We start from the raw sequence: 13,952 nt of genomic DNA, 5'->3' as shown, positions 1-13,952 counted from the left end.
TAAACCCAAACATCTTTATAGTGATAGAAAAAGGCTCCGAGAAACATGATTTCTCGGAGCGCTTTGTCTACAGTCTGTAGCCCCGGCATACGCCGGGGCTGTTCTATGATCCATTAACAACCGAGGTTAAAATATTTGCAGATTGCGTTAAATAACTCGGAACAGCTATTGAATTTTAAACACATAGTTTCGTCCTCCTTATTTGAAATGTATTTGTATCAGCTGACAAAAGAATTGTAACAATATCGTAATATTTATTCAATAGGAGGAGACTGGCAGGAAGGGAAAGATTTGGAACAGGCATTCGGAAAGCTGATAAGTGATCGTGAAAGAAAATAAAGGTTCGAGCAGTTGGATATAGAACTACCAGAGAATTTTTGCATATTATAGGAAGTAAATAAAGATCTGTGAGATGGCGCAGAAAGTAGTAGGGGATTTTAAAACAGAAACGGAAGCCAAAGCAGAAGGCATAAAACGAACCCGGGATTGTCCGGTGGACAAAGACAAGAAAATCTAGTATAATAAACAAAGGTTAGCTACAACTAACCGAAGAAAGGAGACAGAAGCATGAAAGTAATCATTGGAATACTGATACCGTTTTTTGGAACATCCTTAGGAGCTGCGTTTGTATTTTTTATGAGAAAATCATTGAGTGATATGTTACAAAGGGCATTGACCGGATTTGCGGCAGGAGTCATGGTGGCTGCATCCATCTGGAGCCTTTTAATTCCGGCGATTGATCAATCTTCAGAGATGGGGAAATGGTCATTTGTACCGGCGACTGTCGGATTTTGGGCAGGAATGATGTTTTTGCTGATGTTGGATACTGTGATCCCACATCTGCATCAGAAGAGTGAAAAGGCAGAAGGACCGAAGAGTCAGCTTAAGCGTACAACTATGATGATACTTGCCGTTACATTGCATAACATCCCGGAAGGAATGGCAGTAGGAGTTGTCTATGCCGGATATCTTTCCGGAAATGCAAAAATTACTGCGGCAGGAGCATTTGCACTAGCACTGGGAATTGCAATCCAGAATCTGCCGGAGGGAGCTATTATATCCATGCCACTTCGTGCAGAGGGCATGAAAAAGTCAAAAGCATTTTTAGGTGGCGTATTGTCCGGAATCGTAGAACCGATAGGGGCAGTGCTTACGATCCTTGCAGCAAGCCTGATCGTTCCGGCACTTCCGTATCTGTTGAGTTTTGCAGCAGGAGCGATGCTCTATGTGGTAGTAGAGGAATTGATCCCGGAGATGTCACAGGGGACACACTCGAATATAGGAACCGTGTGCTTTGCACTTGGGTTCAGTGTCATGATGGTTTTAGATGTTGCATTAGGATAAAGAAATAGGTAAAAAAATAAATCCCATAAAACCTATTGATATACTATGAAATAAATATTATAATCTGATTTATCAGTTAGGAAATGGAGGCGTACTACGATGAGAAAGTTCTATGTGGTTTCAATGGAATATGCGTGTTGTTGCTGTCGAATGCAATACTCCCGGGCAAGTAATATGGCAGGGTGCTTCGACATGTGTTGTGCTGTACCCGGATAGGACGGATTGTTGATAGAGATGCCATTTGCCCGGGAGTAAAGCCCGGGCATTTTTATGCAAAATAATTGCAGAGCAATTTATCTGTGCACAAAAATGTATGGAAAGCAGACACTATATACAGATATAAAACAGAATGATAAACAAGAATCAAAATGAAGAATTTAAAAGTAAAGAAAATTGTTGTAGCAGCGTTAGCACTTATCTGATCAAAAATTATCCGGATATCCCGCTTCAGAAATTTGACTCCTATGCAACAGCAAAAGAGGCATTTGAGAATGGAACCTCTGTTGCATGGGCAAATGACAATACAGAAGTAATTGCTTTTTCACTTCAGAACAAAGGCTATACGGTAGGAATCCCTTCTCTTGGAAGCAATGACAGTATTGCGCCTGCAGTCACCAAAGGAAAAGATACTTATGGCCCAGAATATGAAGACAGTCTTGTTGTAGAAGGCGGAGAGACCAAATAACAGGAGAATTTAGAAACAGGAAGAAGAGAGCAGTTACATGAATTGGGAATTTATCGTGGAATATCTGCCCTTGTATGAAAAAGCGACAGTTCTCACAGTCAGAATAGGACTGCTTGGAATTGCTTTCGCAATTCTTGTCGGATTTGCCTGTGCAATGGTGCAATACCACAGGATTCCGGTGGTAAGACAGATCGTAGCAGTATATATTGAACTCAGCAGAAATACCCCTCTGCTGGTTCAATTGTTTTTCATTTATTGCTGCCGGTATCTGTTTTAGGCAGCTTACTCGAAAGGAGGTTGCGTCGTGCCGGATTTGGGGATTGATGTTCTATTAAAAGGAAGCAATATGCTTCGGCTGTTACAGGGAGTGGGCGTTGCCGTACAGATCAGCCTGGTTTCGATTGCGATCAGTATGCCGTTGGGCATCGTGGTCGGTTCTCTGATGACCGTAAAAACTAAGCATGAAATGCAGTTTGCAAAAGCAGTAGCAGACCGTGTGATCTTTATGGATGGAGGACAGATCGTAGAGGAAAATGAACCGAAGGAATTCTTTGAACATCCGAAGACAGAAAGAGCAAAACAGTTTTTAAATGTGTTCTCCTTTGAATAATATGGTAAGAACGGTTGCATCTGTCGGCTAAGAGGGATATACTTTTAGAAAGAAAAGCACAGGAGGAGAACCGATGAAATTTTTCTTAGATACAGCAAAAGTAGAAGACATTAAAAAAGCAAACGATATGGGAGTCATCTGCGGTGTGACCACGAATCCGTCCCTGATCGCAAAAGAAGGAAGGGATTTTAACGAGGTGATCGCAGAAATCGCTTCTATCGTGGACGGACCGATCAGCGGTGAAGTCAAAGCAACGACACAGGATGCAGAGGGCATGATCGCAGAAGGACGCGAGATTGCAGCCATCCATCCGAATATGGTCGTGAAGATTCCAATGACCGTGGAAGGTTTAAAAGCAACAAAAGTATTATCCAGTGAAGGAATCAAAATCAATGTTACCCTGATCTTTACGGCAAATCAGGCATTGCTTGCAGCAAGAGCAGGTGCTGCTTATGTTTCCCCATTTTTGGGAAGACTCGATGATATTTCGGTTGCCGGTATCAATCTGGTAAAAGATATCGTGCAGATTTTTAAGGCAGGAGATATCCATACGGAGATCATTGCAGCAAGTATCCGCAATCCGATCCATGTAACAGATTGTGCAATGGCAGGAGCAGACATCGCAACCGTGCCATATTCCGTGTTAGAGGCAATGACCAAGCATCCGCTGACAGATGCCGGAATCGAAAAATTTGTGAAAGACTATCAGGCAGTATTTCACGACTAGATTTAGAGATATATATTAAAAATTACATAAGGAATGACAGAAATCAGGGAATCCAAACCGAGATCGAAAGGATTCCCTGATTTTTTTGTGCTATGGGATTAGGGTGTCAAAAGGTGGTTTCAAGTTTTTTGATTGCAAATTGCCCAAAGCCGGGTCTGTTTTGTTCCGTTGTACGAACATAAGAAAATCTAAGAAAAATTTGGTCTGACCAAGACCATAAATTATAAAGAGAGAATATTAGTGATTGTGTCAATTGTAAAGTGCTGTATTTCCTAATAAAATTTAATTGTTAAGAAGTTCACATAGTTATAAAAATGGAATCGCAGCACCGTCACACTGTCGAAGCGGAGAATGTGGCTGGTGTCATTCCCGACTGGTAGCAGGAGATGTCTATATGCCGACATCCGTAGACGGACGGCGTGAGGCGGATAAAAAATTCGGATATATCCATCCGTGTGTAACATTCCCGCTGTCTGATCTGACAATGGAAGTTCCCACCGTGCGATAGGACGCGTGTGAAATCATTGTAAGATCAAAGGATGTATAGAACAGAAGATAGATAGAGTAAGACGATTAGAAAAGGAAGCATTTAAAAAAGTGTTTCTTTTTTCAGTATAGCCCAAAAGGGTATTGCTATTACGCTTGGGAACGAAAGGAGTCCGAAACGATAAAGTCATCCTTGCGGATACGATTGCCAGTTTACGGCATCCGGCATTCGCTGTGCTGTAAAACCACAGTCGAATGGACAGATGCGTCAAAAAACTTCAGGAGTTATAAAATTCAATCATATGCTCTAGTCTGGAACTCATATTTTCCATCAGGGCATCGACAAGAACCAAAGCTGCCATAGATTCTACTACTACGACGGCTCTTGGTACAATGACAGGATCATGCCGGCCCTTGATCTCTAGAGTGATGTTTTCGCCGGAACGGTTTACCGTCTGCTGGGCTTTAAAGATCGAAGGAGTCGGCTTGACTGCCGCACGAAGCACGATCGGAGCACCATCGCTCATGCCGCCTAAGATACCGCCGGCATGATTCGTCTTTTTACATACATTTCCGTTTTCATCATAGAAAAAAGCATCATTGTTTTCACTTCCCTTTGCAAAAGAAGTTAAGAATCCATCCCCGATCTCAAAGCCTTTTACGGCACCGATAGAAAAAATGGCTTTTGCAAGATCTGCATCGAGTTTATCAAAAACAGGTTCCCCGATTCCGGCAGGCATACCATCAATAATACATTCGATCACACCGCCGGAAGAGTCATGCTCCTGCATACAGGTGTCTAAGTAAGCAGATGCTTTTGCGGCAGCGTCCGCATCCGGCATATAGAGTGCATTATTTGCAATTTCTGCTAAATCTAAAGTAGAAATGGAGATGTCGCCGATGGATTTGGTATAAGCGGTCAGGTTAATGCCGAGTTCTTTTAAGATCTTTGCGGCAACAGCACCGGCAGCAACCCTTCCGATCGTTTCACGTCCGGAGGAACGGCCACCTCCGCGGTAATCGCGGAAACCGTATTTTGCGTCAAAGGTATAGTCCGCATGTCCGGGACGGTAGCAGGCAGCAATTTCGCTGTAATCTTTGGATTTCTGGTTGCAGTTGTATACAACGAGAGAAATCGGAGTTCCGGTGGTTTTTCCTTCAAAGACACCAGAGAGGATCTCTACCGCATCATCTTCCTTCCTGGGGGTCGTAAACCGGGATTGTCCGGGTTTTCTTCTATTTAAATAAAGCTGGATATCCTCACTGCTCAAAGAAAGTCCTGCCGGACAGCCGTCGATGACAACACCGACACCGGCTCCGTGGGATTCTCCCCAGGTAGTGATCTTAAATTGCTTTCCAAATGTTGAACCTGCCATATATGTAAAGTCTCCTTTTTATAGTCTGGCTTTATTGTAGCAGAGAGAAAAAAAGTTTGCAATGCGTATCGGACTGTACATTTTTATTTCTAAAGGTTATAATAGAGCAACAGACAAGAGGAGAACAGATATGTATAAATTGATCAAAAAAGATGGAAATGCAAAGCGGGGAGAATTTCATACCGTGCATGGTGTCATCCAGACCCCGGTATTTATGAATGTTGGAACCGTGGCAGCCATTAAAGGGGCTGTTTCTACGGAAGATTTAGAACAGATAAAGACACAGGTAGAGTTGTCAAATACCTATCATCTGCATGTGCGTCCGGGAGATCAGCTGATCAAAGAATTAGGCGGACTGCATAAATTTATGGTATGGGACAAGCCAATCTTAACGGATTCCGGCGGATTTCAGGTGTTTTCTTTAGCAACCTTACGAAAGATTAAAGAAGAAGGCGTTTATTTCCATTCCCATGTGGACGGCAGAAAAATTTTTATGGGACCGGAGGAGAGTATGCAGATCCAGTCCAATCTCGCTTCCACGATCGCCATGGCATTTGATGAGTGCCCAAGTAGTGTGGCAGAACGCTCTTATGTGGAAAATTCCGTGGCACGGACAACCCGCTGGTTAGAACGCTGCAAAAAAGAAATGGCACGCTTAAATTCCTTAGAAGATACCATCAATAAAAACCAGATGCTTTTTGGGATTAATCAGGGAGCCATTTTTGAGGATATCCGTATTGACCATGCAAAGCGGATCGCAGAGATGGATTTAGACGGTTATGCGATCGGCGGACTTGCGGTTGGTGAGAGCCATGAAGAGATGTATCACATCATTGAAGCCGTTGTACCGCATCTTCCGGTAGAAAAACCGACTTATCTGATGGGCGTTGGAACACCGGCAAATATTTTAGAAGGGGTAGAAAGAGGCGTTGACTTCTTTGACTGTGTTTATCCGACCAGAAACGGACGGCACGGACACCTTTATACGAATCAGGGAAAGATCAATCTCTTTAATAAGAAGTATGAAAAAGATATGCGTCCGATCGAAGAGGGATGCCAGTGCCCAGCATGCAGACGATATTCAAGAGCATACATCCGTCATCTGTTAAAGGCAAAGGAGATGTTAGGAATGCGTCTTTGCGTTCTGCACAACCTTTATTTTTACAATACCATGATGGAAGAGATCCGGGATGCGATCGAAAAAGGGGCATATCAGTCGTACAAAGAAGAAAAATTATATGGTATGGGACAGCTTACGTCCGGCATCAGCAAGGGAGATCTGTAAAAAGTTTGAGAATAATGGGAAAAAGTATTGATGAAAAAGGATTTTTTAGGTACAATAGGGAAAGTGAGTTAGAGATTTAGGAGGAAAAAATATGTATATTTTAGCAATGAGTAAAGCAGGCGGCACAATCGGAATGCTTCTTTGGATTATTGTATTATTCGGATTCATGTATTTCTTCATGGCTCGTCCACAGAAACAGGAGCAGAAGAGAAAAGAAGCAATGCGTGCAGATTTAGCAATCGGAGATACTGTTCTTACTACCAGCGGATTCTACGGAACCGTTATTGACATCAATGATGACACAGTGATCATCGAGTTTGGTAACAATAAGAACTGCCGTATCCCTGCTCAGAAAGCAGCAATTTCAGCCGTAGAAAAACCGGACGATGCAGTAGAAGAGTCCAAATAAAGAGCGGACATGCTGACAGGATGTTAGACAATGGAAAGCAGACCAGTTTTCGTAGGAAGGCTGTTCTGCTTTTTACTTTCTATTCCATACAGTTATAGAATACATAAAAAAGAATAATAACAATTCATGTTGAAATCAAATCCTAAATATACTATGATATTATGAAGTATTAAAATAGCACAGGAGGTAGTACGGCAATGAAATTTCGAGTGGGAGTCATTTCCGGTGACGGGATCGGACCGGAAATCGTAAAAGAAGCAAAAAAAGTATTAGATAAAGTAGGAAGCGAATTCGGACATGAATTCGAGTATGAAGAAATTTTAATGGGCGGATGCTCCATAGATGCAACCGGAGTACCGTTGACAGATGAGGCGATCGAAGCAGCAAAAGCGTCAGATGCAGTATTGATGGGTTCCATCGGTGGCAATACCAGCACTTCACCATGGTACACGCTCCCGCCAAATTTAAGACCGGAGGCAGGCTTACTTAAATTGAGAAAAGCATTGAATCTTTTTGCAAATTTAAGACCTGCATACCTGTATGAAGAATTAAAAGAGGCATGCCCGTTGCGGGAGGACATTATCGGGGACGGCTTTGATATGATGATCATGAGGGAACTGACCGGAGGACTCTACTTTGGAGACCGTGTGACCGAAGAGCGTAACGGAGTCATGACAGCCGTAGATACCCTTACATATAATGAGAATGAGATTCGAAGAATTGCAGTCCGTGGTTTTGACATTGCAATGAAGCGTAGAAAAAAAGTAACCAGCGTGGACAAAGCAAATGTGTTAGATTCTTCGAGACTTTGGAGAAAAGTGGTAGAGGAAGTGGCAAAGGACTATCCGGAAGTGTCCTATGAGCATATGTTAGTGGATAACTGTGCGATGCAGCTTGTCAAAGACCCGGCACAGTTTGATGTGATCTTAACAGAGAATATGTTTGGAGATATTTTATCCGATGAAGCAAGCATGGTGACCGGTTCGATCGGAATGTTATCCTCTGCAAGTTTAAATGAGACAAAATTCGGACTTTATGAGCCAAGCGGCGGTTCAGCACCGGATATTGCAGGAAAAGGAATTGCAAATCCGATCGCAACGATCTTAAGTGCGGCTATGATGCTTCGTTATTCCTTTGATTTAGATGCAGAAGCAGATGCAGTGGAAAATGCTGTAAAACAGGTGTTAAAAGACAAATACCGCACGATCGACATTATGCCGCAGGAGGCAGAGCGCGCAGGAGAAGTGACACAGGTAGGTACCTCTAAAATGGGTGATCTGATCTGTGAGAGAATACAGAAATAAGGAGAATAGATATGAAAAGTGATAACGTAAAAAAAGGGATGCAGCAGGCACCACACCGTTCTTTATTTAATGCACTGGGATTTACAAAAGAAGAAATGGACAAACCGTTAGTAGGTATTGTCAGCTCCTATAATGAGATCGTTCCGGGACATATGAACCTGGATAAAATTGTAAATGCCGTAAAAATGGGTGTTGCAGAAGCAGGCGGAGTACCGGTTGTATTTCCTGCCATTGCAGTCTGTGACGGAATTGCCATGGGACATATCGGTATGAAATATTCCTTAGTCACAAGGGATCTGATCTGTGATTCTACCGAGTGTATGGCATTAGCACACCAGTTTGATGCACTGGTCATGGTGCCAAACTGTGATAAAAACGTACCGGGACTTTTGATGGCAGCAGCCAGAGTCAATGTACCGACCGTATTTGTGTCCGGTGGACCAATGTTAGCAGGTCATGTGAAAGGAAAAAAACGCAGCCTTTCTTCCATGTTTGAGGCAGTCGGCTCTTATGCAGCAGGAACCATGAGTGAAGAGGATGTATGCGAATATGAGGAAAAGGTATGTCCAACCTGTGGCTCCTGTTCCGGTATGTATACGGCAAACTCCATGAACTGCTTAACAGAAGCCCTTGGAATGGGCTTACAGGGCAACGGAACGATCCCTGCAGTATATTCCGAGAGAATCCGTCTTGCAAAACATGCAGGAATGGCAGTCATGGAAATGTATAAAAAAGATATCCGTCCAAGAGATATTATGACAAAAGACGCAATCTTAAATGCATTGACGGTAGATATGGCACTTGGATGTTCCACGAACAGTATGCTGCACCTTCCGGCGATTGCGCATGAGGTCGGCTTTGACTTTGATATATCTTTTGCAAATGAAATCAGTGAAAAGACTCCAAACCTCTGTCATCTTGCACCGGCAGGCCCGACATATATGGAGGATTTAAACGAAGCAGGTGGTGTCTATGCGGTGATGAATGAGTTGTCCGAATTAGGATTACTACATCTGGACTGCATGACAGTAACAGGAAAAACCGTAGGAGAAAACATTAAAGGTGTGGAGAATAAAGATACATCCGTTATCCGTCCGCTGGACAATCCATACAGTAAGACCGGTGGATTAGCAGTCTTAAAGGGAAATCTTGCACCGGACGGCGGTGTTGTAAAACGTTCTGCCGTAGCAGAAGAGATGATGGTACATGAAGGACCGGCAAGAGTCTTTGACTGTGAAGAGGATGCGATTGCCGCTATCAAGGGTGGAAAGATCGTAGCAGGCGATGTGGTAGTCATCCGTTATGAAGGACCAAAGGGCGGTCCTGGAATGAGAGAGATGTTAAATCCGACTTCCGCCATTGCAGGAATGGGACTTGGATCTTCCGTAGCACTGATCACAGACGGACGTTTTTCCGGTGCGAGCCGTGGAGCATCCATCGGACATGTTTCACCGGAGGCAGCAGTCGGTGGACCGATCGCATTGATCGAAGAGGGCGATATCATCGCAATTGATATTCCAAACATGAAGTTAGATGTTAAAGTATCAGAAGAAGAATTAGAAGCAAGAAGAACAAAATGGCAGCCAAGAGAGCCAAAAGTTACAAGCGGTTATCTTGCACGTTATGCATCCATGGTTACCTCAGGAAACCGTGGAGCAGTGTTAGAGATACCAAGATAGGGAAGCTGAAAGAGAGGGATTAGATAACATGCAGTTAACAGGAGCACAAATCGTCATAGAATGTCTGAAGGAACAGGGCGTAGATACGATATTTGGATATCCGGGCGGAGCAATTTTAAATGTGTATGATGAGCTGTATAAGCATAGAAATGAGATTCGTCATGTCTTAACTTCCCATGAGCAGGGAGCTTCCCATGCAGCAGACGGATATGCAAGAAGTACGGGAAAAGTGGGTGTCTGTTTTGCAACAAGCGGGCCGGGAGCGACGAACCTTGTCACGGGAATTGCAACCGCATATATGGATTCCGTACCGATGGTGGCGATCACCTGTAATGTAACGGTTCCACTGCTTGGAAAAGACAGTTTTCAGGAGATCGATATTGCAGGAATTACCACACCGATCACAAAGCACAATTTTATTGTGACAGATGTCAAAGAGTTAGCGGATGTGATACGAAGAGCATTCCGCATTGCACAGACCGGAAGACCGGGACCAGTGTTAGTAGATATTCCAAAGGATATCACGGCACAAAAGACCGAATATAAGGCAAAAGAAATACAGCCGGTGGAGCGTCTGACACAGAAGATGACAGAAGAAGACATCGAACAGGCAGTTTCGTACATAAGACATGCGAAAAAACCATACATATTTGTAGGTGGCGGAGCCGTGATCTCAGAAGCAAGCGAGGAATTAAAAGAGTTTGTGGAATTAGTAGATGCTCCGGTTACGGATACCCTGATGGGAAAAGGTGCCTATGACGGAACCGGTGAACGATACACGGGAATGCTTGGCATGCATGGAACGAAGACATCCAATCTCGGAGTCAGCGAGTGTGATCTGCTGATCGCGATCGGTGTACGTTTTTCAGACCGTGTCATCGGAAATGCCAAAAAATTTGCCCATCATGCAAAGATTTTGCAGTTTGACGTAGATCCGGCAGAGGTAAATAAAAACATTGTTGTGGATGCCTGCGTCATGGGCGATGTCCGTGAGATTTTAAAGAGAGTGAACGAAAGACTTGAGCCGATGGAGCATAAAGAGTGGATGGAACATATCTTAGAATATAAGAAACAGTATCCGCTTACCTATCATCCGCAGGGACTCAGCGGTCCATATATGATAGAAAAAATCTATGAACTGACCAACGGAGATGCGACCATTGTTACCGAAGTAGGCCAGCATCAGATGTGGTCAGCACAGTTTTATAAATATTCCAAGCCGAGAACCTTAATTACATCCGGTGGACTTGGAACCATGGGATACGGACTTGGAGCAGCGATCGGAGCACAGATCGGAAATCCGGAAAAAACAGTTATCAACATTGCGGGAGACGGATGTTTCCGCATGAATATGAATGAGATCGCAACAGCAGTCAGAGAGCAGTTACCGCTGATACAGGTAGTGGTCAATAACCATGTACTTGGAATGGTGCGTCAGTGGCAGGATCTGTTCTATGAACAGAGATATTCCGCAACCGTTTTAAATGACGCAGTGGATTTTGTAAAAATGGCGGAAGCAATGGGAGCAACCGGGATCCGTGCGACAAACCGCGAGGAATTTGATGCGGCAATGAAGCAGGCACTGACCATGAAAACACCGGTGGTCATTGATGCGATCATTGATTGTGATGATAAAGTATGGCCAATGGTTGCACCGGGAGCAGCGATTAGCGAAGTGTTTACAGAAGAAGACCTAGAAAAAAAGGAAAGATAAGACATTGATAAATTTTATCATGTGAGCTATAATTGTGAAAGAATTCACAAGACAAAGAGAGCAGGAGGAGCGAATATGAGCAGAGTGTATAACTTTTCAGCAGGTCCGGCAGTATTACCGGAAGAAGTATTGAAAGAAGCAGCAGACGAGATGTTAGATTACAGAGGAACCGGCATGTCCGTGATGGAGATGAGCCACCGTTCCAAAGCATTTGAGACGATCATCAAAGAGGCAGAGGCAGATTTAAGAGAACTGATGAACATTCCGGATAACTATAAGGTATTGTTCTTACAGGGCGGAGCATCCCAGCAGTTCGCAATGATCCCGATGAATCTGATGAAAAACAAAGTTGCAGACTACATCGTAACCGGTCAGTGGGCAAAGAAAGCATGGCAGGAGGCATCTAAGTACGGAAAAGCCAACAAGATCGCATCCTCAGAAGATGAGACATTTTCCTACATACCGGACTGTTCCGATCTTCCGATTTCCGAAGATGCAGATTATGTATACATTTGCGAGAACAACACCATTTACGGAACGAAGTTCAAAACACTTCCAAATACAAAGGGCAAGACTTTAGTAGCAGACGTATCCTCCTGTTTCCTTTCCGAGCCGGTAGACGTTAGCAAATACGGCATTATTTACGGCGGTGTTCAGAAGAATATCGGACCGGCAGGAGTTGTCATTGTAATCATTCGTGAGGATTTAATTACAGAGGATGTTCTTCCGGGAACACCAACCATGTTGACCTATAAGACACATGCAGATGCAGATTCACTCTATAACACCCCACCTGCATATGGTATTTATATCTGTGGAAAAGTATTCAAATGGCTCAAGAAGATGGGCGGACTTGAAGTTATGAAGCAGAGAAACGAAGAAAAAGCAAAGATTCTTTACGATTTCTTAGATGAGAGTAAATTATTCAAAGGAACTGTCAGAAAAGAAGACCGTTCTTTGATGAATGTACCATTTGTAACAGGTGACAAAGACTTAGATGCAAAATTTGTAGAAGAAGCAAAGAAAGCCGGATTTGAGAACTTAAAAGGACACAGAAGTGTAGGCGGTATGAGAGCTTCTATTTACAATGCAATGCCAAAAGAGGGCGTAGAAAAATTAGTAGAATTTATGAAAAAATTTGAAGAGGAGAATGCATAATGTATCAGTATCACTGCCTGAATCCAATCGCAGAAGTAGGTTTGGATCTATTTACAGAAGATTATCAGAAAACAGAGGAATTGAATGACGCACAGGCTGTTTTAGTAAGAAGTGCAGCGATGCATGACTTAGAGCTGCCGGAAGGCTTAGAAGCGATCGCAAGAGCCGGTGCCGGTGTAAACAATATTCCGTTAGAAAAATGTGCAGACAAAGGAATTGTTGTTTTTAATACACCGGGAGCCAATGCAAACGGCGTAAAAGAACTGGTATTTGCAGGAATGCTCTTAGCATCTCGTGATATTGTCGGAGGTATTGACTGGGTACTGGAAAATAAAGACAATGAGAATGTGAAAAAGGATGCAGAGAAGGCAAAGAAAGCCTTTGCAGGAAATGAGCTTGCAGGTAAAAAATTAGGTGTGATCGGCCTTGGTGCGATCGGTGTGCGTGTGGCAAATGCAGCAACACATCTTGGCATGGAAGTCTATGGATATGATCCGTTTATTTCCGTTAATGCAGCATGGAACCTGTCCCGGAATGTAAAACACATTAATTCCGTAGAAGAGATTTACAGTGCGTGTGATTTCATTACCATTCATGTTCCATTATTGGATGATACAAAGAAAATGTTAAATAAAGAAGCCTTTGCACAGATGAAAGATGGCGTTGTGGTTTTGAATTTTGCAAGAGATCTTTTAGTAGACGAGGAAGCAATCTTAACTGCCATTGAAGAGGGCAAGGTGAAAAAATATGTCACGGACTTCCCAAATACGATAACAGCAGGCAAAAAGGGTTGTATCGTAACACCACATCTTGGAGCATCCACACAGGAATCTGAGGATAACTGTGCTGTGATGGCAGTAAAGGAAATCAAAGATTATTTAGAGAATGGAAATATCCGCAATTCCGTAAACTTCCCGAATTGTAACATGGGAGCCTGTACACAGGCGGGCAGAATTGCAATTCTGCATAAGAATAAAAAGGGAATCATCGGTAAATTCTCAAATATTTTAGGCGATGGAGACATCAACATTACCGATATGACGAATAAGAGCCGCGGTGATTATGCATATTCACTGTTAGATTTAGAGTCTAATGTGACAGAAGAAATCGTAGGACAGTTAGCCGCTTTAGACGGTGTATTAAAAGTCAGAGTCATCAAATAACAATCAGAACAA

At 43.2% G+C, this 13,952-nt stretch carries 12 protein-coding genes and 2 pseudogenes; 13 read left to right on the top strand and 1 reads right to left on the bottom strand.

Translation table 11 applies throughout. The annotated features are described in order from the left end of the window. Positions 1-567: 567 nt before the first annotated feature. The 6 genes and pseudogenes from WMO43_RS04780 (at position 568) to WMO43_RS04755 (ending at position 3,874) form a co-directional block, all read left to right on the top strand. Positions 568-1,344 carry a ZIP family metal transporter gene (locus tag WMO43_RS04780; RefSeq protein ID WP_353530269.1) on the top strand — a complete coding sequence of 259 codons (777 nt, stop codon included), beginning with the start codon at positions 568-570 and terminating at the stop codon, positions 1,342-1,344. Positions 1,345-1,744: 400 nt separating this feature from the next. After that, a pseudogene (locus WMO43_RS04775) lies at positions 1,745-2,029 on the top strand (amino acid ABC transporter substrate-binding protein); the annotation flags it as partial. A gap of 37 nt (positions 2,030-2,066) precedes the next feature. Next, positions 2,067-2,306, top strand: coding sequence for an ABC transporter permease subunit (locus tag WMO43_RS04770; protein ID WP_353530268.1), 240 nt, complete (start codon positions 2,067-2,069; stop codon positions 2,304-2,306). Between the two features lie 180 nt (positions 2,307-2,486). After that, positions 2,487-2,639, top strand: a pseudogene (locus tag WMO43_RS04765) (amino acid ABC transporter ATP-binding protein); the annotation flags it as partial. A 73-nt stretch (positions 2,640-2,712) separates the two neighbouring features. Further along, positions 2,713-3,366 carry a fructose-6-phosphate aldolase gene (fsa, locus tag WMO43_RS04760; protein ID WP_353530266.1) on the top strand — a complete coding sequence of 218 codons (654 nt, stop codon included), beginning with the start codon at positions 2,713-2,715 and terminating at the stop codon, positions 3,364-3,366. 286 nt (positions 3,367-3,652) lie between these two features. Beyond that, entirely contained in the window at positions 3,653-3,874 is a 222-nt protein-coding gene (locus WMO43_RS04755; protein ID WP_177962890.1) for a 2Fe-2S iron-sulfur cluster-binding protein, read from the top strand. Between the two features lie 256 nt (positions 3,875-4,130). Here the strand turns inward: WMO43_RS04755 and aroC are convergent, their stop codons facing one another. Continuing rightward, positions 4,131-5,228: a chorismate synthase gene (gene aroC / locus WMO43_RS04750; protein ID WP_177962889.1), complete on the bottom strand. Its 1,098-nt coding sequence runs from the start codon at positions 5,226-5,228 to the stop codon at positions 4,131-4,133. Positions 5,229-5,358: 130 nt separating this feature from the next. Between aroC and tgt the strand changes: the two genes are divergently transcribed. From tgt to WMO43_RS04715, 7 genes are all read left to right on the top strand, one after another. Further along, entirely contained in the window at positions 5,359-6,513 is a 1,155-nt protein-coding gene (gene tgt / locus WMO43_RS04745; RefSeq protein WP_177962888.1) for a tRNA guanosine(34) transglycosylase Tgt, read from the top strand. A 91-nt stretch (positions 6,514-6,604) separates the two neighbouring features. Beyond that, entirely contained in the window at positions 6,605-6,922 is a 318-nt protein-coding gene (gene yajC, locus WMO43_RS04740; RefSeq protein WP_353530263.1) for a preprotein translocase subunit YajC, read from the top strand. A 197-nt stretch (positions 6,923-7,119) separates the two neighbouring features. Then, complete coding sequence (leuB, locus tag WMO43_RS04735) at positions 7,120-8,226, top strand: 3-isopropylmalate dehydrogenase (RefSeq protein WP_177962886.1); 1,107 nt, start codon at positions 7,120-7,122, stop codon at positions 8,224-8,226. 11 nt (positions 8,227-8,237) lie between these two features. Next, entirely contained in the window at positions 8,238-9,905 is a 1,668-nt protein-coding gene (gene ilvD / locus WMO43_RS04730; protein WP_177962885.1) for a dihydroxy-acid dehydratase, read from the top strand. A 28-nt stretch (positions 9,906-9,933) separates the two neighbouring features. Further along, positions 9,934-11,619 carry a biosynthetic-type acetolactate synthase large subunit gene (ilvB, locus tag WMO43_RS04725; RefSeq protein ID WP_353530261.1) on the top strand — a complete coding sequence of 562 codons (1,686 nt, stop codon included), beginning with the start codon at positions 9,934-9,936 and terminating at the stop codon, positions 11,617-11,619. A gap of 75 nt (positions 11,620-11,694) precedes the next feature. Then, positions 11,695-12,777, top strand: coding sequence for a 3-phosphoserine/phosphohydroxythreonine transaminase (serC, locus tag WMO43_RS04720; RefSeq protein WP_177962883.1), 1,083 nt, complete (start codon positions 11,695-11,697; stop codon positions 12,775-12,777). Beyond that, positions 12,777-13,940: a phosphoglycerate dehydrogenase gene (locus tag WMO43_RS04715; RefSeq protein ID WP_353530260.1), complete on the top strand. Its 1,164-nt coding sequence runs from the start codon at positions 12,777-12,779 to the stop codon at positions 13,938-13,940. The genes serC and WMO43_RS04715 overlap by 1 nt, the downstream gene beginning before the upstream one ends. Positions 13,941-13,952 lie beyond the last annotated feature (12 nt).

Source organism: Maccoyibacter intestinihominis, assembly GCF_040096355.1.
Taxonomy (GTDB): Bacteria; Bacillota; Clostridia; order Lachnospirales; family Lachnospiraceae; genus Maccoyibacter; species Maccoyibacter intestinihominis.
Note: the sequence above shows the minus strand (reverse complement) of the source record. Positions and strands in the feature narration are given on the sequence as shown.